Genomic DNA, 22,856 nt, shown 5'->3' on the forward strand with positions numbered 1-22,856 from the left:
AAGCCGCTATTAGGACTGTAAACGTCGGTTCACGCGTGTACCGAGGAGCAGTCTCAGTCACAGCAGTCGATCGCACCCTCGAGTTCGAGTGGCACCGATCCCTTCCTGTACCCCTCGACGTACCCGTTCGGCCGCGCGCGATAGACGACGGCCGGCCGGTGGCGGACGTCAGGCTGTTCACCTCGAACCGCCGCCCAGTTATCCTCACGGAAACTCGAGCAGTCGACGAACAGAGTCGCGCCGCCGCCGTGTTTGGCGAGTTGGCCGTTGGTCTTCGTTTCGGCGGTGTCCCGGACGGCAGCGACCGGGCCTGGAGCACTGCGGTTCGTCGGCGGCTGTGGCCGAGTGACTTCGACCAACCTGTTCGTCTCCCCGTTTTTCGCCCGGAAGTCGAGCGAGTGGCCGGTCGTCACCTCGATTTCCGGGACGACGTCGTAGCCGGCGTCGGTCAAGATCTTTGCCGCGATAAACTCGCCCATCGCGGCGCTCATCCGCACCCGATCGACGTGATCGCTGGTCCCGAGCTTGCCGGCCATGACGTGTCTATACTCGTCTAAAACACCCGTCTCGAGAAAGGTCTCGAAAAATCGTGTCGTCTCGCGCCGACCAGCATCGGGGAAGCCAGCCGCGTGTTCCCGGAAGAACGCTCGAGTCGACTCGCGACCGTCCTTGGACATGAAGACAGGCAGGAAAAACCACGAGATGTACGGGTAGTCAGCGAGCCACTGATCCGCTTCGTGAAGCGTCTCGAGCAGTTCCCGCTGGGCCCACCGCGAGACGTGATACGGAACCTCTTGCCAGCCGAACTTGTCGGTTCGCCACAGCGAAGAGGGCGTTTCGGTGTTGCCCATCCAGTAGGCAGCATCGCCGCTGTGGGCAAACAGGGCGACGTCACCGTTTTTCATTTCGAAGCGGTGAGTCATCCAGTCGGCACCGATTTCGTGCTCCGGCGTGACCGCACGGGCACCGATGTTCGACCGAAGCGGCTGGAGAATCTCTCGTCGGACTCGCTGCTCGCTCCAGTGTTCGGGCGAGTAGCGAAAGCGCAGCGGCTGAGCCACACCGTGGTTTCGACTCGAGTCGGCATACGTGTTACGAGACGAGAGACGTGAACGACCGTTACATTGATAATCGGTAGGCGCATATGTGTGTATACCCACCATGTCAATGGGTGCCTATGATGAAGACGAACACGAGCGGCGTGAACAACAGTCTTCGCGCGTCGACGCGGATTTCGACGACGAGCGGACGCTCTATCACGGCGACGTAGAGTACGATTCCGGCGACTCTACCGAAGCACTCCTCGACCAGTTCGAGCAGATCAAATCGAACTAACCAGGTGACAGACGCCTCTCTCCGTTTCCTGCACTCGGCCGGGAACTCTAGAATTGAGACGGACTGCTGTACCGCTCTACCGGCGCGACCGTAGACGGGCTCGCGGTCGCGCCGGGACTGATACGGATTACTGTACCGATTTACCGGCGCAACCGCCGCCCGGGTCGCGGTTGTGCCGAAAATGACCTACAGTAAACCGTATGACTGACACCAAACCGTATGAGACAGTCTCCCAGCCGTCGCTTCCGGCACAACGACAGATCGGACCGCAACCGTTTCGAGACGCCGGCACAGCAATCCGTTCGGCTTCGGGAGAACACTGACTCGAGTTCGACCCTGTCCCCGACCGCGCGTAAAGGGTGGCTTTTTATGTCGACCGTCCGTACCACGGCGTATATGTTCAAGGCCATCGTGAGCGCGGAAACGCTCACCAGCGCGCTCGACTCGGTGAGCGTGCTGGTCGACGAGTGCAAAATCCACCTCGAGGAAGACGGACTCGAAATCCGGGCCGTCGACCCCGCGAACGTCGGGATGGTCGACCTCTCGCTCGACGCGGCCGCGTTCGAATCCTACGAGGCCGACGGCGGGCTGATCGGCGTCGATCTCTCCCGGCTTGAGGACATCGCAGGCATGGCGGACTCGGGCCAGCTCATCCACCTCGAACTCGACGAAAAAACTCGCAAGCTCCAGATCCAGATCGACGGGCTCGAGTACACGCTGGCACTGATCGATCCCGACTCGATCCGCCAGGAACCAGACATTCCCGACCTCGACCTCCCAGCCGAGGTAATTCTCGAAGGGAAAGACGTCGATCGCTCGGTGACCGCCGCCGACATGGTCTCCGATCACATCGCGCTGGGCGTCGAGGAAGGCGAAGAGTTCTTCTACGTCGACGCAGAGGGCGACACCGACGACGTCCACCTCGAACTCACCGAAGACGATCTAATCGATCTGCAGGTTGGTCCGGCCCACTCGCTGTTCTCGCTGGACTATCTTAAGGACATGAACAAGGCGATTCCATCCGACACCGAGGTCACGCTACACCTCGGCGAGGAGTTCCCCGTCAAGATCTACTTCGGCTTCGCAGAAGGACAGGGACAGGTCACCTACATGCTTGCGCCGCGGATCCAAAGCGAGTAACTCGACACTCGAGATCCGTTCGGTCGTATCGCCGGCTGGTAGTGATGTCTCGTTTTCTCGCTATATTTAAAGGTAGGATATAGAAAGGATCGGATCTACCTACAGGACGGCGATAGGAGGGGGTATGCCTTCGGACCACGATGCCAGACGAGCGGCGGACTCCGACCCCAAGTACGTGGCGGCGTTCGACCCCGTCGACGGCGACAAGCCGAGCGAGGCAATCGTCGACGCCGTCGCTTCCGTCACCGGCAAAGACCCGCTCGAGATGACGCCGCTGTACGAGGCCATCGATCCCGACGCACTCGACGCGCTGTTCGACCAGCGCCAGGCGGGAGACGAGACCCACGAACTGTGGTTCACCTACGACGGGTTCGACGTCGGCGTCCACAGCGACGGCGAGATCCGACTTCGGACGGCGACCGACACGACTTCGAGCACCTGATCATCCTCGTTCCTCGAGAAAGGACAGCAACACCTCGTTTACTCGAGTCGCGTTCTCGACGAACGTGAAGTGTGAGCCGCCGTCGACGAGTTCGAGTCGACTATCGGTGAGCGTCTCGGCCAGCAGCCGCCCGTTCTCGACTGGAATCACTCGATCGTCGGTCCCGTGAACGACCAGCGTCGGCACGCGAATCTCGTCCAGTCGATCGCCCGCATCGAACTCGAGGAGGGCTGTGGCCTGTGCCTCGCGGGCTGGATCGCTCGCGTCCTGTTCGCGTCGCCACTCGACGATTCGGTCTAACAGGTGTGGGTTGCGATTCGTGAACCGCTCGGTGAAGACGGGTCGCATGCGCTTGCGAATCCGTTTGCGGTCGGTCCCGGCGCTGGCGACGAGGTGATCCCTGGCCTCGTCGGGGATCGGGACCGCATCACCACCACCGTGGGTCGTCCCACACAGCGTCAGCGTCGCCGCCCGCGAGTAGTCGACCGCGTACTGCTGGGCGACCGCGCCGCCGAGTCCTGCACCAACCAGATGCGCCCCGGAAACGCTGGCGTCCTCGAGGACGGCCTCGAGGTCGGCAGCCAGTTCCTCGACCGAGTAGCCGGCGGCTTTCAAGACGAGCGGCGTGCGCAGTGGTCCCGGAAGCCGAGAGACGAGCGGCGGCAGATCGGCGTCTGACCGGCCGGTGCCACGGCTGTCGGGAGCGACTGCCTCGTACTCGTCGGCAACGGCCTCGCGTTGCCAGCGCCACGTCCAGCGGCCGGCACCGACGTCCTGGAGGAAAACCACCGGATCGCCGTCGTCGTTTCCGTCGCGTTCGTAGTAGATCGACACGCCCTCTCGCATCGCCCGTGGCATACTTGGAGTGACGTGTCGAATCCTCTTGAAATCGATCCTCTCGTTCGAGTGACGACGGGCAGCGACCACGACTCGGTAACACTTTCTTACCCTCGAGTCACGGATCAAGGCGTTTATGCTGCCACAGTAATATCCTCTTACCGATGCAGACGCTCCACGCCCGGTACCCGTTTCTCGAGGCTGCTCGCGAGACGGTCGCGACGGAAGCGGTCGATCTCGCCACCGTCGTCCAGAACGACCGGGCGGTCGTCGAGCGCGCGACCCAGCGTGTGATTACCGCGCTCGAGGAGGGAGAGGTCGGCGACTCTCACCGCGACACTCGTACCGAGTTGCTCTCCTATCCGGTCGCGCGCGTCCTCGTGTCGATGGTCGAAGAGCGCGTCCTCGTGCGCAAGTACGCTCGTGCCGAGGCCGCGACTGCCTACGAACGGTTCACCGACGATATAGCTGACACGACCGAACTGAAAAGCGTCGAATCGACCGGCCTCGACCTCGGGCAACTGCTGGCAGAGTTCGACCTCGACGACGCCGTCCGGGAGACGCCCGAGGGGTACCGAATGGGCGTCGGACGGTACCTTCCCCTCGCAGAGGACCTCTGGACCGACGAGTGGCGGCTGGTCAACCAGCCCCTCTCTGACGGCGACGTTCCACTCTCAGACGGAGAACTACTCACGCTCGTCCGCGAGGCGATTCGCACTCGCATCGACGAGGGACTCCCCTTCGACGTGCCGGACACCATCGGGGACGAACTCGAGGCCGAAGCCGCCGAGATTCGGGACGTGCTCGCGGATCTCGATCTTACGCGCGAGATCGATACCGTCGTTCCAGAACTGTTCCCGCCGTGTATGAAGGCGCTGCTGGACGACATCCAGAAGGGCGAACACCTTCCACATCACTCCCGGTTCGCAATCACCTCGTTCCTGACGAGTATCGGGATGACGACCGACGAAGTCGTCGACCTCTACCGCGTGAACTCTTCGTTCGGCGAGGAGATGACCCGCTACCAGACCGACCACATCCGCGGAGACAGCTCGCCGACGGAGTACTCGCCGCCCTCGTGTGCGACGATGCAGTCCTACGGCGACTGCGTGAACAAAGACGACCTCTGTGAGCGGATTCCCCATCCGATGGCCTACTACGAGGAGCGGATCGACGACGCCGACGACGACGAACTCGAGGACTGGCGGGAAGCACAGGCAGGGGAAGAAGCGGCGAGTGCCGAGTGAGACGTGTAGCGACCGACGTGTAAGTTTTATAATATAGCCGTCGGAAATAGGGTCGTGACCGTCGCTGACAGGTTTAGACGGTACGCGGACTGGGTGGACGAGAAGTGTCCGCTGTACGCCGAACTGACGGAAGCGGTGGCCGACGACAGCCAACTTCTCGAGATCGCAGCGGAGGCGTCGCCGAACCAGCCCGAACCGGAACTGCTGCTCGCGGCGGTGCAGTCGCTGCTACTGGACGGGAGGGAGCATCCGCTGGCGCAGTTCTACCCCACGTGTGACCGAACTGGAAGCGCCGACGATCCAGCAGCGCAGTTCCGGGACTTCTGTCTGGAACACGAGTCGGAGCTCCGATCGATAGTCGCCACTCGTCGCTGCCAGACGAACGACGTCGGACGATCGGCGGTCCTCCTCCCGGCGTTCGAGTACGTCTCCCGGCTCGCGGACGGTGACAGGCTCTCCCAGATCGAGATCGGGACGAGTGCGGGCCTCAATCTCAACTGGGACCGGTATCGGTACGACTTCTCCGGGGTCGAGACCGTCGGGGACGACGATTCACCCGTTACGATCACGGCGGAGCTGCGTGGCGATCGACGGCCGCCGCTCCCTCGAGCGTTTCCGACGGTCGTCCATCGGCGTGGAATCGACCTGAACACGCCCGACGTGACCGACGAAGCGGACGCGCGGTGGCTTCGCGCACTGGTCCACCCGAACCAGGCCGGCCGCCGCCAACGACTCGAGGCGGCTATCGACGTCGCCCGGGAGAACCGGCCGCCACTCGTCGAGGGAGACGTCCTCGAGGAACTCCCCGCGCAGTTGTCGGACGCGCCGACCGATACCGACCTCGTCGTGTTCAGTACGCACGTCCTCTACCAACTCGAGGCAGAGACGATCGCGAAGCTCCGCGCGTTGCTCTCGAGTCGTAGCTCGGACCAGTCCGTCCACTGGCTCTCCATCGATCCCGCCGAAGACCTCGGCGACCCCACATACCGGATAGTCACGTTCAGGGACGGAGACAGCGTCGAATCACAGGTCGCGCAGTTCGAGTCGTACGGGAACTGGGTGGAGTGGGACGGCGGTCACGGGCGTCGCTATACAGGACGGCAGTAATCGAAGCAGTCAGCGGACCGAAACCGGTTCAGGCCGGGCTTTGAGTCTCCGCGTCCTCATCTTCGAGTCCGTCACCAGGTTCGTTCATGACGTAGGCCAGTCCGACGCCGACGGCAGTAAGTAAGACGATAAAGCCGACGATAGCCCAGACGAGCAGTTCTGCACCCTCCGACGAGAGGACGCTATCGTGGCCGCCGTGTATACTGCCGATACCGATCATGACGCCGATCATCAGGGCAACGGCGAAGACGGCGACGACGATTTCGATAATTCGCTCACGCTCGAGCATTGTACGACGAATTTCGTCGGGCGGATCAAAAGCGCTTCGAAGCCATCTTAGACAGTCATCTCGTGTTCGAGTTCCCGGAGCTGTTCGATCCGCCGTTCGGTCGGCGGATGCGTACTAAAGAGGCGACCGACGACACCGGACTTGATCGGGATGATGAAGAAGGCGTTCATTTCGGCTTCTTCGCGCATGTCGTCTTTGGGGACGTCGTCCATCCGGCCGGAGATTTTCATCAGTGCGGACGCGAGCGCCGACGGGTTGCCGGTAATGGCTGCTGCGCCGCGGTCGGCAGCGTACTCGCGGTACCGCGAGAGCGCCCGTATCAACAGGTAGCTGACGATCCAGACGATCAGCGAGACGAGGATGGCGACGACGACGCCACCACCGCCGCGACCGCCACCACGACCGCGACCGCCGCCGAAGAACGCTCCCCACCGAACCATCATGAACGCAATCGTCGAGAGAAACGAGGCGATGGTCATCACCATCATGTCGCGGTTCTTGACGTGGGCGAGTTCGTGAGCGAGGACGCCGTCGAGTTCCTCGCGGTCGAGCGTGTTCAACAGCCCCGTCGTCACCGCGACTGCTGCGTTCTTCTGGTTGCGGCCGGTCGCGAAGGCGTTGGGTACCTGCGAGTCGATCACGGCGACTTTCGGTTTGGGGAGGTCGGCCTGCTGGGAGAGCCGTTCGATAGAGCTGTGTAGCTGTGGATACTCGTCTGCTGAGACCGTCGTCGCACCCATACTCCGGAGGGTGAGCGTGTCGCTGTAGTAGTACTGAACGAGGGACAGACCACCGAACAGGAGTGCAAAGAGCAAAGGCCCGCCACCGACGTACGCGGTGATGACTCCTGCGAAGACGATGTACAGTGCAAACAGCAGGAACATCGTCAGGAACATCCGAAACCGAAGACCCCAGTCCGCCTGCCAGTTCATACTCGAACGTAGTGCTCGGCACGAATAAGTTTGATAGGTAATTTTGTACGTCCGATCGAAGTATCGAACCCCTCCGTTTCCCATGGAGACAGCCTGCCGTGACGATGTCTGACGCGTCACTCGACACCACTGTTTGATGGAAGGAAGACGGTAGTTGCACGAATTTTATGCCCGAATTATCGGTAACGGAAGTGGTGTGTTCCGCCTCCCAACGATTCCCCACCCCCTCGTTTCGGGTGGAATCACGACCCGCAACATCGAACCCAAGCGACTCGAGACCACGACCGGAGCGCGTCGCTTAACATCGTCAGTCTGCAAGGACGGGTAATGAGTAAGTCACGTGCGTTCTGTCCCCGGTGTGGGGACCCGGTTCCCGATCGATCCGATCGAGAGGGGGAGGCCCCCGATCCCCTTCGACCGGGCACGGAGGTCGACCTCTGTGATTCGTGTTACTTCGACGACTTCGACTTCGTCGACGCCCCCGACCGGATCGACGTCATGGTCTGTTCGCAGTGTGGTGCGGTCCACCGTGGAAACCGGTGGGTCGACGTCGGTGCGAAAGATTACACCGACATCGCTATCGAGGAGGTCAGCGAGGCGCTTGCCGTCCACGTCGACGTCGAAGACGTCGCCTGGCAGGTCGAACCTGAGCAGGTCGACCAGAACACGATCCGGATGCACGCCTATTTTACCGGCGTCGTTCGGGGGACACCAGTCGACGAGGAGGTGACGGTGCCGGTCAAGATCGCCCGCCAGACCTGCGAACGCTGTGGCCGGATCGCCGGCGACTACTACGCAAGCATCGTCCAAATCCGTGCCGAGGACCGAACGCCAACGAGCGAAGAGACCGACCGTGCGGCGGAGATTGCCCACGAAATCGTCGCCGAGATGGAGGCGACCGGGGACCGCAACGCCTTCGTCACCGAGATGGGAAAGGTAGACGACGGCCTGGATATGAAGGTCTCGACCAACAAGATCGGCAAGAAGATCGCGAACAAGATGGTCGAGGAGTTCGGCGGCACGGTCAACGACGCGGAGACGCTCGTCACGGAAGACGAGGACGGCAACGAGGTCTACCGGGTCACCTTCGCCGTCCGCCTGCCGCCGTACACCCCCGGCGACATTATCGACCTGAAAGACGACGACGAAGGACCAGTACTCGTCCGCAGCGCCCACGGCAACCTCAAGGGCACACGCGTGACGACCGGCGAACGCTACGAGGCCAGCCACGAGGAAGGTGCCTCGCCCGACGCACGCAAACTCGGCGAAGCGGCGGACGCCGAACGGACGACGGTCGTCACTGTCGAAGACGAGAACGCCGTCCAGGTCCTCGATCCGGAGACCTACCAGGCCAAGACCGTCGCACGACCGGACTACTTCGATACCGACACCGAGACGGTGCCGGTCCTGAAGAGTCGTGCCGGCCTCCACGTCCTCCCCGATCCCGACCCGGACGCCGACGAGAACGACGAGAGGTACTACGACCCCTACGAGGACGATGGGTGAGGAATCCGACGCCGGGAGAGCACGGAGCGTCGACGACACCATTGCCCGCGCGGACGCGCCGCTGGCCGCGATCGTCGAGAAACCGCAAGCCGAAACTGCGATCGAGTCGCTACGCACCGAAGGCGTCTACGACGACTGCCGACAGATCCTCGAGGACGGTCCCGACGAGGTCGCACTCCCAGTCACCGAGACACCGACCGAGACGCAAGTCCTCGAGGTCGTCCGGCAGCTCGAGCCCAAGTTCCGGACGACGGATCTGGCAGATCTACTTGCCGAACGCGGCTGGAGCGATGCCGACCTCGAGTCGGCTCCGAAGTCGTGGGCCGTGATCGGCTCAGTCGTCCTCGTCTCCATCCCCGACAACTGTCCGGACGAGAGAGCGGTTGCGGAGGCGTTGCTCGAGTTACACGGCGAGACCGACAGCGTGCTGGCAAACGAGGGGATCGCAAACGACGGCGAGGCCGGCACCTACAGGGAGCCGAAGACGCGACTGTTGGCTGGTGAGTCGGAGACGGAGACGATCCACACCGAACATGGCACCCGCTACGGACTCGATCCGGCGACCGTGATGTTCTCGCCTGGCAACCAGGCAGAACGGGCACGCATGGGCGAGGTCTGTGCCGAAGACGAACGCGTCTTCGACATGTTCGCTGGCATCGGCTACTTCACCCTCCCGATGGCTCGCAGCGGCGCACGGGTGACCGCAACCGAGATCAACCCGACCGCGTTCCGGTACCTGCTCGAGAACGCCGTTCTCAACGACGTCTCGGACCGCGTCGACGCCTACATGACCGACTGCCGGAAGCTCGCTGACGACCTCGAAGCCGATCGCGTGGTGATGGGCTACTACGGCACTAGCGAGGACGACTCGAGCCAGCGCCGCGACGAGGCACACGACTTCCTTCCCGAAGCCCTCGAGGCGCTCGTTCCTGGTGGGATCGTCCACTATCACGAGGCGACGCCGGAGGCACTGCTCTGGGAACGGCCGACAGAGAGACTCGAGGAGGCGGTCGACGGGGCTGGCAGAACGCTCGAGTATCTCGATCGGCGACGTATAAAGAGTCACAGTGCAGGCGTCGAACACGTCGTTCTCGACGTCCGTATCGACTGATTCGGTTTGCTGTCGGTCAGTGCCGGTGCGACCGCGAGCCAGCCTGCGGTCGCGCCGGGACATCGATACAGTATTCCGTATGAGTGACACCCCTGCCCTGCACTGACGGGTCGAACCTGGTTGCGTCGGTCGGTTCGGCTCGGCAGTCGACGGTTGGAACGGTACTGGGTCAGCCGTCGCTGGGCGATTCACACGGTCTGTTGTCGTCGAGTACAGCGATGGTCGACCGTCGACTGGCGATCGGCGGTAAACGGAGACAGCGAACCGCGACAGTCCACCCCGAAACCATCATCGGCAACGCCAGGTCGATTCACGTACCGAACGGACGATCAGACGAGCCCACTGATAAAGGCGAGTCCCATCCCAACCAGAACGATCGCCGTGATCGTCGGCAGGTACGGCGTGATCCGCTCGACTCGCTCCCGGTGGCGTTCGTACCCTGCGATCAAAAGCAGTGTCGGAACGACGATTGCGACGATCACTGCCAGCGAGTAGAGCAACATCAACTCGAGACAGGCCTCCGTCCCGACGCAGATTGCCAGGATCTGGATCGGCTCCTCGTGGGCAAAGCCAAGCAGTAATGCCGTCAATCCGAGCGCCGCCAGTCCGCGCTCGGCGTGTTCTTCGTCCAGATGCTCGTGGCCGCCACCGCCAGGAAGAACGCTCCGGGTTCGCTCGAGGATGCCGCCGTCTGTGTGTGCGTGGTGGTCGCCGTCTGTGTGTGCGTGGTGGTCGCCGTCTGTGTGTGCGTGGTGGTCGTCGTCTGTGTGTGCGTGGTGGTCGTCGTCTGTGTGTGCGTGGTGGTCGTCGTCTGTGTGTGCGTGGTGATCGTCGTCTGTGTGTGCGTGGTGGTCGTCGTCTGTGTGTGCGTGGTGGTCGTCGTCTTCCCGTTTGTCGTGTCCGTTCTCGTGAAGGTGGGTGTGACTGCCGTTTCGGTACTCGTGGATACCGAGCAGGATCAACAGCGTCCCGGCGAGATACCGCATCCACGGCCCTTCCGCGAACTCGGCGAACGTGCTAAACCAGTAGTATGCGAGCACGAGAACGACGCTGCTTATCAGGTGGCCAACCCCGAGGATCAGCGCCGCGAGTAGGCCGTACAGCAGGTGGCGACTCCGGTTTAGTGCGTACATCGCCGCAATCGGCCAGCCGTGATCGGGCAACACGCCGTGGACGAATCCGATAACGATCACACCAGCGACGATGCCGAGTTCCATACGTGCTCGAGGGTGCTGTCAGAGTAAACCAGTTGTTATGATCGGTTTCAGGGAGTCGTAATACCGATATTAGAGACTAACAACGAGAATGAGTGCGCTGCTAGTACCGTTTCGGACGGATTGCTGGACCCGACCCCAGTGAAACCGCTTCGGACGCGGCTACACCGGCCTGACGGGCAGGAACCCATCTCGATCGTCGGCTGTGAAGTCGGGCTGGCCCACACGACCAGGTTCGACCCATCAGCGCGGGCGTAGCCCGCCACTAGTACCGTCCCAACCGTCGACTGACGGGTCGAATCGAGCCACACCGCCAGATTCGACCCATCAGTTCAGGCTTGGTCTGCCACTAGTTCCCGTCACTGTACTCGTACTCCGCCTCCGGATCGTCGACGCCCTCCGTCCGCGAGCCGACCCAGGCTCCCAGCGCGATGCCGTAGACGAGGTGGCCGGCGTGAAACAACGCGAGCTCGTCGCTCTCGAGTCGGATATCGAGCAGTTCCCGGAGCAAGAGCTGTGAGCCGAGCGCCGACAGCGCCAGTCCGTACACTGACCCCCAGACGAGGCCACGCTGTTCGGGTTCGATCGATCGTTCGGCGTCCTGTAACGCAAAAAGTCCTCCGAAGATTGCGCCAGCCTGCGTTCCATACGCGAGATGTAAGCCGAGGCCGGCGACCGGATGATCGCCTGGGTCACCACCCGAAACGTACTGCGCCCAGAAGTTCGCTGACGGTGGCAGCGACCGCAAGACCGGAAGCCGAAACGCCGTCATAATCAGCGTCGCGACGAATCCGGCCTGGAGACCGCGGACCGCGGCGTAGGCCGCGTGCTCGAGTCGAGATCGTTCGTCAGTCTCCTCGGTTCGATCGTCGGGGTCACCGGCAGGCCGAAGCCGTCGCAGCCGGTCGGGAACGGAAAGCGATGTGGACATGGAATCCTCGAGACCAGTGATACCACGCCGTCGAACTTAACGAGCGGGCACGCTGGTGACTGCAAGCCAGTTCGGTGAGTTCTCACGGCGACTCTCCACTCGAGAAACTGCACGGTCCCACGAATTCGTCGGTCGTATACGCGTCCGGCCCGCAAATTGACAGCCACGTGGGCGACAACAGCGCGCGTACGGGAATATTGCGTGAGACAGTACTCCCGTAGTCGCGTTCGTCCTATCGGTGAGTGATGGACGCCAATCTGCCGGACGACTGGACCGAGAGCACGCGCCGGAGCTACACGCCGGCAGATAGCACCCGGAAGCGGGAGTATCGAACGTACCGCCACGATTCCGGGGACGTACGGCTAAAGGTCGCTCCCGCATCGCTCGGTGACGGCGGCGATCGGCCGGGGTACACGCTGACCGCGACGAGCTACCCGGGCCTCGAGTTCGCGCAGACGACGCGGGTCAGAACCGTCCTGACGTTCGACCGCTGCGAGCAGGTCGCTCGCCGGTTTATGACTCTCTTTACCGGCCGGTACGATGGACCAGGATCGTTCGACGCTGCACTCGAGTACGCCTGCAAACGGACGCGGGAGCCACCCCGCTAACGCCGGTTGACTACTCTCTTCCGACCCACTTCAGGATCGCAAGCGTTCCCTCGAACAGCAGGATCATCGTGATGGCCACGAGAACGGGTGCCATCATCGTCGGGTCCACGGTAAACATGAAGGCGAGTCCAGCGAAAGCGGCCCAGAAGTACAGTCGCTTCTGGGCGAGCCAGCGTCTGGTCGTCACACCCATCATGATCGCCAACATCATGAACAGCGGAATCTGGAAGACGATCGCGAGAAATCCAGTCAGCGTGATGATCAGGTCGAACGTATCACCCAGGGCGTAGGCGATGTCTGCACTGCCCTCAGCGTAGAACGTGAAGTACTCGAAGAGGATCGGCAAGACGAGCACGTAGGAAAACAGCATTCCGACGGCCGCAAGCACGACGCTCGTCGGGACGGCCGCCAGGTAGTACTTGCGCTCGTTGGGGTACAGCCCCGGTCGCATGAACAGGTAACACTCGTAGACGAACGCGGGCAGGGCGATCAGAATCCCGAGCAGCGCCGAGAGCTTGATCCGCGTCAGCCACAACTCGAGCGGATTATAGACGTGTGGCGGCGGCACCTGCTCGATCGCGTAGGGGAAGATGTTGAACCAGATGTGTTCGATAGCTTGCGAGGCCCAGAGGAGACCGATCGCGGTACCGGCAGCGCCGAACAGGAACACGACCGCGAGACGGAGAACCATCTCCTCGATGTGGTCGGCCAGTGGCATCTCCTCGTCGTCAGGCGGCGTCGAGATACCGCCGATGTCGTCGTCGGGATCGGGATAGGACGAGTCACCCGGATCGGTTCCGGGTTCGGGTCGGTCACCGACGGCACCTTCGCCGTCGGTCTCGACGGGGTGATCGCCGGCTGCGTCCGAAGCGGTTTCGTCCTCCGACTCGAGGTCGGCGGCGGCGATACCGTCGGACTCGTCCGTGGACTTGAGTGGCGACTCGTCGGACTCTCGACTTGCGCCGTCATCTCCCGGCTCGTCCGCCATCTATCGAGATATAGATAGGGCGCCAGTTATAGGCCTTTTTCTTACGTCCATCGAGCGAAAGCGTCGTCCCAGCGAACGCGGCCGCAAAACGGCAACCCACTCGAAAGGTTGATAACTGGATATGGGCTATCCAAACCCAGCAAATGAGTTCTGCCGTCGACGAGGATACCGTCCGGGCGATCAACTCCGGGCGGGAAACCCTCGGTGCGATGTTCTCGAGCGCTCAGGCGCATCTCCAGAAGGTGTTTATCGTCTTCGTCGCCGGCTTCATGGGTGCGTTCTGGGCCCTGCGGATCTACATCTGGGACTTCCTGGAAGAGACCGCCAAAGCCGAGATGAGCCAGTACGTCGCCGAATCGACGGACCTCATCACCCGAACGCCGTTCGAAGTGATCCTCTTACAGGCGAAAATCGGGTTGCTGTTCGGGATCATCGTCTCGATTCCTGCCTTGCTCTACTTCGCCCGGGGGAAGCTCAAGGAACGCGGGCACGACAGTGTCGTTCCAATATCGCGGCTCTACCTGGTCAGCTTCGCCGTGAGTTCGTTCGTCCTCTTCTGGGGCGGTATCATCTATGCGTACGCCATCTTCTTTCCCTACGCGTTCGACTTCCTCGCGAGTAACGCCGTCCACACCGGCGTCAAACCCAGCTTCGGGATCACCGAGTTCACCGAGTTCATAGCGCTGCTGACGCTCTCGTTCGGCCTCGCAGCGCAACTCCCGCTTTTCATGGGTGTGCTCTCCTACACCGAGATCGTCCCCTACGAGACGTTCCGTGACAAGTGGCGACACGCGATCGTCGGCGTCACCGTCTTCGGTGCCCTGTTCTCCCCCCCGGACCCGTTCACCCTGATCATGTGGGCGATGCCGATGGTCGTCCTCTACGTCTTCAGCCTCGGTCTCGCAAAAGTCGTCGCGAACGTCCGCCGCCGCGGGGCTGCCGAGACCCCCGGCTCCGGTACCACACACATCAAGCGTCTCGTCCTACAGTTCGTGGCTGCGCTCGTGATCGTCGCGCTCGCAACCGCCGCCGCCGTCAGCCAGGGCGCGTTCGACTACCTCCAGACGAACGTCTACCCAACACTCCCCGACTACCTCGAGCCGTCTGGTGGCGATCCCGCCGGCCTCGAGTCGATCGCCCTCGAGTATGGCCTACTGGGTGAGGCCGCAGTCGGTCTGATAGTCGCCGCCTCCGTCGGCTTCCTCGTTCTCCTGGTGTACACGCTGAAAGTACTACAGGGGCCGGTCTATCCACGCGAGGGCGACATCCGGAACGCCGACGACCCGGAAGATGTCGATTTCGAGATGCTCGAGGCCGACGACATCGAGGACGTCCCGGCACAGGTCTTCCGCTCGATGTCCGAAGACGACGCCCTCGAGTACTCCCGGAAGGCAATGTACGACGACAACCGGGAGAAAGCCGAGGCGATCCTGAACCGGTTCGACTCACTCGAGAAAGCCGAGCAAGACCCGACCAGCGGAGAAGCGTCCGCAACGGGAAGCGACGGCGATAGCGCGGCCGGTGGCGACGAAGAAGCGGGCGGCGTCATCTCGAGTACTGCTGCTGGCATGCTCGATCCGTTCACCGAGGAAGAGACGACCGAAGACGACATCGGCGGGTACGCCTACGATATCGCGTTCGTCTTCAACAGTCTCACTTCGAAGATGTTCCGGATCGTCGGCCTCCTGATGATCGTCATGGGTGGCAGTTTCTTCTGGCTGTACCAGGGCGGTCTCCGACAGGTCCTCACGGCTTTCCTCGATCGGGTGCCGGAGCCAGTCCTCCAGGAGGTCGCCGTCCGCAACGGCATCGATCCCAGCGGGATGGCGCTCGAAGAACTCATCATGCAGATGGACATCGTCATCGCCCTCCATCCGGTCGAAGTGCTGATCTTCAACGTGAAAGTGAGCGTGCTCGCTTCGATTATCGCCGTCTTGCCGCTGGTCTTGTACTACGCCTGGCCCGCACTCAAAGAGCGCGGTCTCGTGTACGGTGACCGACGCATCTTCATCGTCTGGGGTGGCTCGCTGCTTGGCGGGTTCGCCGTCGGGACCTACCTCGGGTTCTTCTGGGTCGCACCCGCGGTCGTCTCCTATCTGGTCTCGGACGCGGTCACCAACGGGATGGTCGTCTCTTTCCGGATCAGCAGTTTCTTTTGGCTGGTGATCTTCACGACCGCCGGCATCGGCTTCCTGTTCAACGTCGTCGTCACGATGGCGCTTTTCCACGTCGGCGGCATCGTCCGGTACCGGACGATGCTGCGGGGATGGCGTCCCGTCGTGGTCGGCATCTTCGCCGTCGCCGCAGTCGCCAGCCCGAAAGGAATCCTGACGATGTTGCTCTTTGCGATCCCGATCGCGCTGACGTACATGCTCGGGCTCGCCGTACTCTATGCACTGACCGGTGGCGGCCGCCTATTCGGCGGTAAGGGTGGTGGCCCGGACCTCGAGACGGGGCTTCTCGGCCGGTAACGATTGTACGTAGCGCCGTCGGCGGCCAGTAGCATTTTCCGGTGACATCGACAGCTTCGAACATGCAGAGACGCAACTGCATCGTCACTGGTGTCGCGATGATGACGACAGCAATAGCCGGCTGCGCGACGACATCCGACGAGGACGTCCTCGACCCCGACACGGACGCGAGTGATTTCCTGCCGAACAGCGACGACTGGCCGCTCGACGAAGCGATCGCACAGGACGAGGCAAGCGTCGGGGCGAGCGACGGGATCATGGGCCTGTGGGACGGGCCCGAAGGAGAGCATCGGTACACGATGGTCATAATGCGGTTCGACGACGAGGAAACCGCCGAACGAATCGTCGAAGACGAGTACGGCGACTGGGATCTCAACCTCCAACACGGCGTGTTCACGTTCGCCGTCAACGGCGAGAACACGACTCACGCACGAGACCTGCTCGCGGACTCGCCGGCGCTCGACGAAGACATCGTCGACGAGAAGACCTGAACGGCGTCCCGACGAACCGGCCGGCGGCCAGTGCCAGAGTTAAGAGGGAACCCGACGAAACAGCAACCCGGATGCCAAAGATCAGCGTCGAAATCCCGGAGGAACTGCTCGAGGATCTGGACGAACACGTCGGCGACGACGGAAAGTTCGTCAACCGCAGCGACGCGATCCGCGCGTCGATCCGCAAGACACTCGACATCTTAGACGAGATCGACGAACGACACGACCGCCTCGAGACTGAAGAGTAGGCGATGGGCTGTCGACGGTCGTCCGTTTCGTGCAGACTGCTTCGACAATCCGTCTCAGTCGCGCTCGAGTGGCTGTGCGAACCCGAAGTTCGGTTTCACGTCGTCGACCCGGACCGTGACGACATCGCCCTCCTCGGCCGCCGGGACGAACAGGCGGTAGCCGTCGACAGACGCGATTCCGTCACCCTCGCTACCGACGTCTTCGATCTCGACCTCGAGTTCGTCGCCCGGCTGTACCGGTGCGGTGATCCGCCCCTTCGCGATGAAGTATACCTCGGAAGACTCCTTGCGAGAGGCTTCGGGGTTCGTGACGCGAACGTACTGGAACTCTTCTTCGATTTCGTCTTTGAAGTCGTCGACGTCAGGCCCTTCGAAAATCTTCACGACGAAGTCGCCACCGGTGTCGAGCAACTCCGTCGCCGTCTCGTAGGCCTGCCGGGCGAGGTGTAGCGACCGGGCCTGATCGAGCGAGTACTCGCCGGACATGTTGGGTGCCATGTCGGAGACGACCACGTCGACGGTTCCGCCGGCGGCGTCAACGACCCGCTCGCGCGTGCGCTCTTCGGTCATGTCGCCACGAAGCGTCTCGATGCGGTCGTCGATCTCGTCGTCGAACCCCTTGATCCGCTGAAGATCGACGCCGATGACCTGCCCCTCGGAACCGACTGCTTCGGCAGCGACCTGCAGCCAGCCACCCGGAGCCGCACCGAGGTCGACGACCGTGTCGCCACGAGAGATGACATCCTCGAGCTCGTCGAGCTGTTTGAGTTTGTACGCCGCTCGAGAGCGGTAGCCTTCCTGCTTTGCCTTGTTGTAGTAGTGGTCTTTTCGAGCCATCGAATTCGTCAGTTGTCCGTCGTAGGAGGTCGAGACGGTTAGGTGTCGCGACTCGAGAAAACCAACCTCGAGTTCGTGACACCCAGTCGGCTCGTTCTCGGCCGCGTCTCGGCTCGCGTCGATCCGCCGGCCCGCGATCCGCGCTGGCTGATCGACCGGCGACGACAGCGGATGGTCGAAACACTCGTGGCCGGCTGCTATCGGTGCCGATCGATCACGACCGCCCGTGCCGGCGTCGGTCTCGTCGGGACAGACGTCGGTGTCTCTCCGTCACTCGAGGCATCATTCGGTTCGTCGATCGTCTTCGACTGCCGGGAGAGTGTCCCACCCCGGCGTCTCCGATGCACCACGGGCACGCTCGATCTGTCCGCCTAGCTCCGGCGTCAGCTCCGCAGTCGAGCGTGCGAGAGCCTGCCACTCCCGAATCGCCGGGCCGACCCACGACTCCGTCTCGTCACCGACCGCTCGCTCTTTCCCCCACTCGTAGTGAGAGTCCGAAATCGCGAGCGTGCCGGGACTCGAGGCGGCGGCGACGGCCAGACACTCCGCTCGATCGGCCGCCGTGAGGTTCCCGTCGACGAGTCGATCGATCGTTCCCTCGAGATCCCTGGGCCGTGGGTGACAGAAGAGTTTCTCGCCGATCGCCTGCGAGCCAAGCAGGAGATCTTCGGGCGTCGTCTCGACACTCTCCGCGAGCAGTCGGTTGCCGCCGACGGCCGCTTCGACGCGTTCGCACTCAGTCTCGTACTCGAGCGCGAGGTTGTGAGCAGGATAGGCACTACATTCCGCGGGAAACAAGTCTTCGTCGTGGACCCGGCACTGCAGGGTCTCGGGGTCGAGAAAGACACAGGCTGGCAGCCACGACGATTCCGCGCGGTCGAAAGGGGCAACCGGCTTCGGCGGTTTGCACAGACCGACGAAAAAGACCGGCCGTCCAGCGACGGCGGCGACCTCGTAACCGTCGATCGTGACGCCTTCCTCGTCGTCGCGAGCGCCCCAGAACCGCAGCGTCAGCGCGGCAGCCATCCCCGCCTCGAGAAAGTCTCTGACCTCGTCACGAGCGAGTGCGACGAAGTTCGGATCGTCGTCCAGCGGCGGCCGACTGTTCTCGCCACTGTGGAGAGGGCCACGGCTCGAGTCGCTCACGTCCCCGTCTTCGTCGGTCAACTCCGCGAGCAGCGGCTGCCAGTCGAGACAACAGCCCGCACAGCCCTCGCAGTTCACCTTCATACAGCCGAATACGGACTCGACGCGCATAATCGTGTCTGCCCTCGAGGGGAACGACTTTCACCGTTCGGCGACCACCTCCGGGTATGGCAAAGGACTCCTGTGACGGCTGTGGCCGAACCGTAACCGTCGCCGGCGGCATCGCCAACATCTGGACGTTCGGCCAGGACGACGGCAGCGAGGGGACGGCGATGACGCTGGAGTTCGAGGACGGCACGGACCATCTGCTCTGTTATCCCTGTATGGAGGTGTTGCCGGACAACCCGACCGCCGAGGACGTCGAGCGACTCGAGGAAGTCGACGCGGAGACGTCGCGGCTCACCGAGTACTGATACGGACCGCTAGTCGTCGTTTTTCGTCCGAAAATGGCGGTAGGGGGCGAGCGTGGAGACGACCGCTGGAGCCGGCCTGATACGGACTACTGTAAGGCGGTTCCGACGCAACCGCGACCTGACGTCGGTTGCGTCGACAAACTGTTACAGCATTCCGTCTGACACCGGGGACACGATTGCGTCACTGCACCGCACTGCACCGCAAGCGGAAGGGGTGGGATTTGAACGCCACGAGGCTGACGCCGCCGCGGGCCAGAAGGCACCGCGGTGCTCTACCGCTGAGCGACCCTTCCGCACGTCGATTCGAAGGCGGATTTCGTATTTGTAATCGGGCAGCTACCCGCGGGTAGCTCCCACCTACGAACCGTTTTCCGATCGGTGCCGGTTGTGGCTCCCGGTGCGAGGTCCCGACGGATGACGACGACTCGAGAGCTCTCTCCCGTGGAGGCACCGGAACTGACTGCCCTCTACGAGGACGACGAGTGGTGGGAGGACCGCGAGGTCGACGACGTTCGTTCGGCGCTCGAGGACACCGAAGTCGCGATTATCGCGACCCGACCGATTGCGGTGCATAACAGGTACGACCGTCGCCGTCCTCGTCGGGAAGTACGCGGCCGGTGCGACGCTCGGGACGCTCCTCGTCGCGTACGGCCTCCAGGAGTTCCTGTCCGCGACTGGACACTCGTGGTTCCGGTACACCGCGTACTAGGGCAGCGGTGTACTCGTCACGTTCGTCGGCTGGGTGATCCTGATTCTCACCTTCGTCAACCTGTACGGCGAACTGAACGGTTCGTAGGGCGTCGATCGACGCCACTCGAGTCGATATAGTTGCCGTGAATTTACAGCACGAGCGACGGTCCGTAGCCTTTAGGATCGGTCCGGTCCGTGAGTCGAACGGTGAACCCCGACCGGAGCTTCGAGGAGTTTCCCGCGCCCAGCTACCGCGGGAACCAGGAATCCGCCCTCCAAGACATTCGTGACGCGTTCGCGGCCGACAACGACATCGTCCTCGTGCGTGCGCCGACCGGCAGCGGCAAGTCTCTGCTTGCACGCGCCGTCGCTGGCTGTGCCCGGCCCGCCGGCGAGGCCGACCCCAGCGAGGCAACGGGTGCCTACTACACGACCCCACAGGTTTCGCAACTCGACGACGTCGCGGCCGACGACCTGCTCGCCGATCTCAACGTGATCCGCGGGAAGTCGAACTACACCTGCATCCTGCCGGACGAACGAAACACGCCGGTCAACCAGGCACCCTGCGTCCGCGAACGAGGGTACGACTGCTCGGTGAAACACCGCTGTCCGTACTTCTCCGACCGAGCGATCGCCTCGAACCGCGAGATTGCGGCGATGACGCTCGCCTACTTCATGCAGACCGCCGGCAGCGAGGTCTTTCGCAAACGCGACGTCGTCGTCGTCGACGAAGCCCACGGCCTCGCCGAGTGGGCCGAGATGTACGCGACCATCCAAATCGGCCCCCGAACCGTCCCGTTCTGGGACGACCTCCGACTGCCCGACATCGACGACCTCGAGCGTGCCGTCCGCTACGCAGAGAACCTCCAGCAGACCTGCACCCGGCGCAAAGACGAACTGCTGACACAGGAGTCGCTGACGCCCGGCGAGGTCCGTGAACGGGACCGACTCCAGGAACTAATCGGCGAACTCGACTGGTTCGTCTCCGACTATCGGGACCCACAGAGCCCGACGACGTGGCTCGTCGACCAGTCCGAGCCCTCGAGCGACGACGAGAAAAAAGAGGGCGGGCCGCTGACCGTCAAGCCGATGAATCCCGAGAAGTACCTCCAGCACACCGTCTGGGACCGAGGTAACAAGTTCGCCCTGCTATCGGCGACCATCCTCAACAAAGACGCCTTCTGTCGCCAGGTCGGCCTCCCCCCCGACAACGTCGCACTGGTCGACGTCGGCCACACCTTCCCCGTCGAAAACCGGCCGCTGTACGACATCACCCAGGGGAAGATGACCTACGAACACCGATCGGAAACGACGCCGAAGATCGCCCGTACTATCGTCCGGATCATGCAAAACCATCCCGACGAGAAAGGACTGGTTCACGCCCACTCCTACGACATCCAGGAGCGACTCGCCGACCGACTCGCCGACTTCGGCGTCGGCGACCGGGTCCGGACCCACGACCGAGACAGTCGTGATGCCGACCTAGAAGCATGGAAAGCCACCGACGACCCTGACGTCTTCCTCTCGGTGAAGATGGAGGAAGCACTGGATTTGAAAGGCGACCTCTGTCGATTCCAGGTCCTTTGCAAGGCTCCCTTCCTCAACACCGGCGATTCGAGAGTGGCACACCGACTCGAGGAAGGACAGTGGGCGTGGTACTACCGAACCGCACTGCAAACGGTCATCCAGGCCTGTGGCCGGGTCGTTCGCGCCCCCGACGACCACGGTGCGACGTATCTGGCCGACTCGAGCCTGCTCGACCTGTTCGAGCGAGCGAAGTCCGACATGCCCGGCTGGTTCAAAGAGCAAGTCGACCGGATGTCACGACCGGAGCTGCCAGCGTTCGAGCCACGGGCTGCAGTCGGCGAAACGGACTCGAGTAGCCCGTCACGAACCGACACCGGGAGTTCGACCGGAGCGAAAACGAACGCGGACCGTTCTCGCCAGTCACGTCGCTCGTCGTCTCGAGCCTCGCGGTCGCGCTCGCAGTCGAGCCCTGTCGCCGACGTCTGGGAGACGGACGGCTAAAACGCAGCGAGGGCACCCCAGGCGATCATCGAGGTCGCCATGAGGACCGCAAAGAGCAGTGCCATGATCTGACTTCTATTCATACGCTCCGATACTCGCGCCGCTATCATGAATGTCACGACCGATCTCGCTCGAGCGACCGCGAGAACAGCCCCATGGTGTAGTCACGGGACGGACATGCCATGGTCACGTGACGTTGAACACTGCCACCGAGAGGACGAGCGTAAGTAGAAGCGTTAGCAGAACCGCCCACAACAACACGATCAACGTGAGGGAAAACGGAGAGGACGAAAACCGCTGTTTTTGATCGGTCTCAGGATCACTGGCAGCTTCCGAGAACGTGAATGCACGTGAGTCTGTCTCTGATCGACTGGCACCGGATTCGAAAGTGATCGGTACCTCAGTTCGGTCGTTTGGCTCGGAGTATGCCGACCGATACGAGATATAGTCGAGAATGTCGACAGCCAAGCTATAGTTCGAGGCCGTAGCGATCGTGTCCGACTCTTCGTCGTACTGGATAATGTCGTGGTCCACCAGTTTCGGAATGTGATTCTGTTTGAGTGAAACACGGACGCTGTTGTGTCGGCCGTCACCGTAACCATCTTCACTCGTGACGATCTCGTTCACGACCGCATTTAGTGGAGTTCGACAGTCATGTCCCTTTAAAGCCCGAATTGTGATCCGCCTTCGTTCGTTAGAAATGAGTTCGATAAGCCACTCACGGTCGCTCGAAGCAGATTGCTCATCGACTGTCTTATTGTGAGAGCCCATCACAAACAGTGGGACAATTACCTCATATATAGTACCTCCGGACAATTCAGACTCGGCGTAAGTGATACTGCCGG

At 62.4% G+C, this 22,856-nt stretch carries 24 protein-coding genes and 1 tRNA gene; 14 read left to right on the top strand and 11 right to left on the bottom strand.

Annotated elements, in window-relative coordinates; genetic code table 11:
• Positions 1-53: 53 nt before the first annotated feature.
• Complete coding sequence (locus tag NATGR_RS07165) at positions 54-1,061, bottom strand: DUF5784 family protein (RefSeq protein ID WP_005578919.1); 1,008 nt, start codon at positions 1,059-1,061, stop codon at positions 54-56.
• A gap of 100 nt (positions 1,062-1,161) precedes the next feature.
• Here NATGR_RS07165 and NATGR_RS19890 point away from each other — a divergent pair, with 100 nt between their 5' ends.
• From NATGR_RS19890 to NATGR_RS07175, 3 genes are all read left to right on the top strand, one after another.
• Entirely contained in the window at positions 1,162-1,335 is a 174-nt protein-coding gene (locus NATGR_RS19890; protein ID WP_005578917.1) for a DUF5786 family protein, read from the top strand.
• Positions 1,336-1,731: 396 nt separating this feature from the next.
• Positions 1,732-2,475, top strand: a complete 744-nt coding sequence (locus tag NATGR_RS07170) for a DNA polymerase sliding clamp (RefSeq protein ID WP_005578916.1) — start codon at positions 1,732-1,734, stop codon at positions 2,473-2,475.
• A 124-nt stretch (positions 2,476-2,599) separates the two neighbouring features.
• Positions 2,600-2,917, top strand: a complete 318-nt coding sequence (locus tag NATGR_RS07175; RefSeq protein ID WP_005578914.1) for a HalOD1 output domain-containing protein — start codon at positions 2,600-2,602, stop codon at positions 2,915-2,917.
• Here the strand turns inward: NATGR_RS07175 and NATGR_RS07180 are convergent, their stop codons facing one another.
• Positions 2,918-3,775, bottom strand: a complete 858-nt coding sequence (locus tag NATGR_RS07180) for an alpha/beta fold hydrolase (RefSeq protein ID WP_005578912.1) — start codon at positions 3,773-3,775, stop codon at positions 2,918-2,920.
• A gap of 143 nt (positions 3,776-3,918) precedes the next feature.
• On the opposite strand from NATGR_RS07180, the gene priL reads away from it, so the two are divergent.
• Together priL and NATGR_RS07190 are read left to right on the top strand one after the other, a co-directional pair.
• Complete coding sequence (gene priL, locus NATGR_RS07185; RefSeq protein ID WP_005578911.1) at positions 3,919-5,001, top strand: DNA primase regulatory subunit PriL; 1,083 nt, start codon at positions 3,919-3,921, stop codon at positions 4,999-5,001.
• A 54-nt stretch (positions 5,002-5,055) separates the two neighbouring features.
• The gene (locus NATGR_RS07190) at positions 5,056-6,108 is read left to right on the top strand and encodes a DUF2332 domain-containing protein (protein ID WP_015233428.1); all 1,053 of its coding nucleotides are present in this window, start codon (positions 5,056-5,058) and stop codon (positions 6,106-6,108) included.
• Positions 6,109-6,136: 28 nt separating this feature from the next.
• Here the strand turns inward: NATGR_RS07190 and NATGR_RS07195 are convergent, their stop codons facing one another.
• The gene (locus tag NATGR_RS07195) at positions 6,137-6,397 is read right to left on the bottom strand and encodes a DUF7472 family protein (RefSeq protein WP_005578906.1); all 261 of its coding nucleotides are present in this window, start codon (positions 6,395-6,397) and stop codon (positions 6,137-6,139) included.
• A 47-nt stretch (positions 6,398-6,444) separates the two neighbouring features.
• Positions 6,445-7,329 carry a zinc metalloprotease HtpX gene (htpX, locus tag NATGR_RS07200; RefSeq protein WP_005578904.1) on the bottom strand — a complete coding sequence of 295 codons (885 nt, stop codon included), beginning with the start codon at positions 7,327-7,329 and terminating at the stop codon, positions 6,445-6,447.
• Positions 7,330-7,656: 327 nt separating this feature from the next.
• Between htpX and NATGR_RS07205 the strand changes: the two genes are divergently transcribed.
• A complete protein-coding gene (locus tag NATGR_RS07205; protein WP_005578902.1) occupies positions 7,657-8,835 on the top strand; it encodes a 60S ribosomal export protein NMD3 in 1,179 nt (392 codons plus the stop codon).
• Positions 8,828-9,946, top strand: coding sequence for a class I SAM-dependent methyltransferase (locus tag NATGR_RS07210; RefSeq protein ID WP_005578899.1), 1,119 nt, complete (start codon positions 8,828-8,830; stop codon positions 9,944-9,946). Before NATGR_RS07205 ends, NATGR_RS07210 begins: the two co-directional genes overlap by 8 nt.
• A gap of 329 nt (positions 9,947-10,275) precedes the next feature.
• Here NATGR_RS07210 and NATGR_RS07215 read toward each other — a convergent pair whose 3' ends face one another.
• Both NATGR_RS07215 and NATGR_RS07220 read right to left on the bottom strand, forming a co-directional pair.
• Complete coding sequence (locus tag NATGR_RS07215) at positions 10,276-11,163, bottom strand: ABC transporter permease (protein WP_015233429.1); 888 nt, start codon at positions 11,161-11,163, stop codon at positions 10,276-10,278.
• Positions 11,164-11,509: 346 nt separating this feature from the next.
• On the bottom strand, positions 11,510-12,091 hold the full coding sequence (locus NATGR_RS07220) for a hypothetical protein (protein WP_005578894.1): 582 nt from the start codon (positions 12,089-12,091) through the stop codon (positions 11,510-11,512).
• Positions 12,092-12,336: 245 nt separating this feature from the next.
• On the opposite strand from NATGR_RS07220, the gene NATGR_RS07225 reads away from it, so the two are divergent.
• Positions 12,337-12,699 (top strand): hypothetical protein, encoded by a 363-nt coding sequence (locus NATGR_RS07225; RefSeq protein ID WP_005578891.1) that lies wholly within the window; start codon positions 12,337-12,339, stop codon positions 12,697-12,699.
• A 10-nt stretch (positions 12,700-12,709) separates the two neighbouring features.
• Here the strand turns inward: NATGR_RS07225 and tatC are convergent, their stop codons facing one another.
• Positions 12,710-13,687 (bottom strand): twin-arginine translocase subunit TatC, encoded by a 978-nt coding sequence (gene tatC, locus NATGR_RS07230; protein ID WP_005578889.1) that lies wholly within the window; start codon positions 13,685-13,687, stop codon positions 12,710-12,712.
• A gap of 143 nt (positions 13,688-13,830) precedes the next feature.
• Between tatC and NATGR_RS07235 the strand changes: the two genes are divergently transcribed.
• The 3 genes from NATGR_RS07235 (at position 13,831) to NATGR_RS07245 (ending at position 16,897) form a co-directional block, all read left to right on the top strand.
• Complete coding sequence (locus tag NATGR_RS07235; RefSeq protein ID WP_005578887.1) at positions 13,831-16,158, top strand: twin-arginine translocase subunit TatC; 2,328 nt, start codon at positions 13,831-13,833, stop codon at positions 16,156-16,158.
• Between the two features lie 62 nt (positions 16,159-16,220).
• Complete coding sequence (locus NATGR_RS07240; RefSeq protein WP_005578885.1) at positions 16,221-16,649, top strand: hypothetical protein; 429 nt, start codon at positions 16,221-16,223, stop codon at positions 16,647-16,649.
• Between the two features lie 71 nt (positions 16,650-16,720).
• Positions 16,721-16,897, top strand: coding sequence for a ribbon-helix-helix domain-containing protein (locus NATGR_RS07245; RefSeq protein ID WP_005578872.1), 177 nt, complete (start codon positions 16,721-16,723; stop codon positions 16,895-16,897).
• 54 nt (positions 16,898-16,951) lie between these two features.
• On the opposite strand, the gene NATGR_RS07250 is transcribed toward NATGR_RS07245, so the two are convergent.
• Positions 16,952-17,734 carry a 23S rRNA (uridine(2552)-2'-O)-methyltransferase gene (locus NATGR_RS07250; RefSeq protein WP_005578870.1) on the bottom strand — a complete coding sequence of 261 codons (783 nt, stop codon included), beginning with the start codon at positions 17,732-17,734 and terminating at the stop codon, positions 16,952-16,954.
• Between the two features lie 282 nt (positions 17,735-18,016).
• The gene (locus NATGR_RS07260) at positions 18,017-18,964 is read right to left on the bottom strand and encodes a YkgJ family cysteine cluster protein (RefSeq protein ID WP_049887855.1); all 948 of its coding nucleotides are present in this window, start codon (positions 18,962-18,964) and stop codon (positions 18,017-18,019) included.
• An 83-nt stretch (positions 18,965-19,047) separates the two neighbouring features.
• Here NATGR_RS07260 and NATGR_RS07265 point away from each other — a divergent pair, with 83 nt between their 5' ends.
• A complete protein-coding gene (locus NATGR_RS07265; protein WP_005578866.1) occupies positions 19,048-19,293 on the top strand; it encodes a DUF7561 family protein in 246 nt (81 codons plus the stop codon).
• 206 nt (positions 19,294-19,499) lie between these two features.
• On the opposite strand, the gene NATGR_RS07270 is transcribed toward NATGR_RS07265, so the two are convergent.
• Positions 19,500-19,586: transfer RNA gene (locus NATGR_RS07270), tRNA-OTHER, on the bottom strand.
• A gap of 269 nt (positions 19,587-19,855) precedes the next feature.
• Between NATGR_RS07270 and NATGR_RS20185 the strand changes: the two genes are divergently transcribed.
• Positions 19,856-20,002: a hypothetical protein gene (locus NATGR_RS20185; protein ID WP_231990824.1), complete on the top strand. Its 147-nt coding sequence runs from the start codon at positions 19,856-19,858 to the stop codon at positions 20,000-20,002.
• Positions 20,003-20,190: 188 nt separating this feature from the next.
• The gene (locus NATGR_RS07285; protein WP_005578860.1) at positions 20,191-22,011 is read left to right on the top strand and encodes a helicase C-terminal domain-containing protein; all 1,821 of its coding nucleotides are present in this window, start codon (positions 20,191-20,193) and stop codon (positions 22,009-22,011) included.
• 186 nt (positions 22,012-22,197) lie between these two features.
• On the opposite strand, the gene NATGR_RS20725 is transcribed toward NATGR_RS07285, so the two are convergent.
• Positions 22,198-22,782, bottom strand: a complete 585-nt coding sequence (locus NATGR_RS20725) for a DUF7344 domain-containing protein (RefSeq protein ID WP_015233430.1) — start codon at positions 22,780-22,782, stop codon at positions 22,198-22,200.
• Positions 22,783-22,856 lie beyond the last annotated feature (74 nt).

It is taken from the genome of Natronobacterium gregoryi SP2 (assembly GCF_000230715.2).
GTDB classification, from domain to species: Archaea; Halobacteriota; Halobacteria; order Halobacteriales; family Natrialbaceae; genus Natronobacterium; species Natronobacterium gregoryi.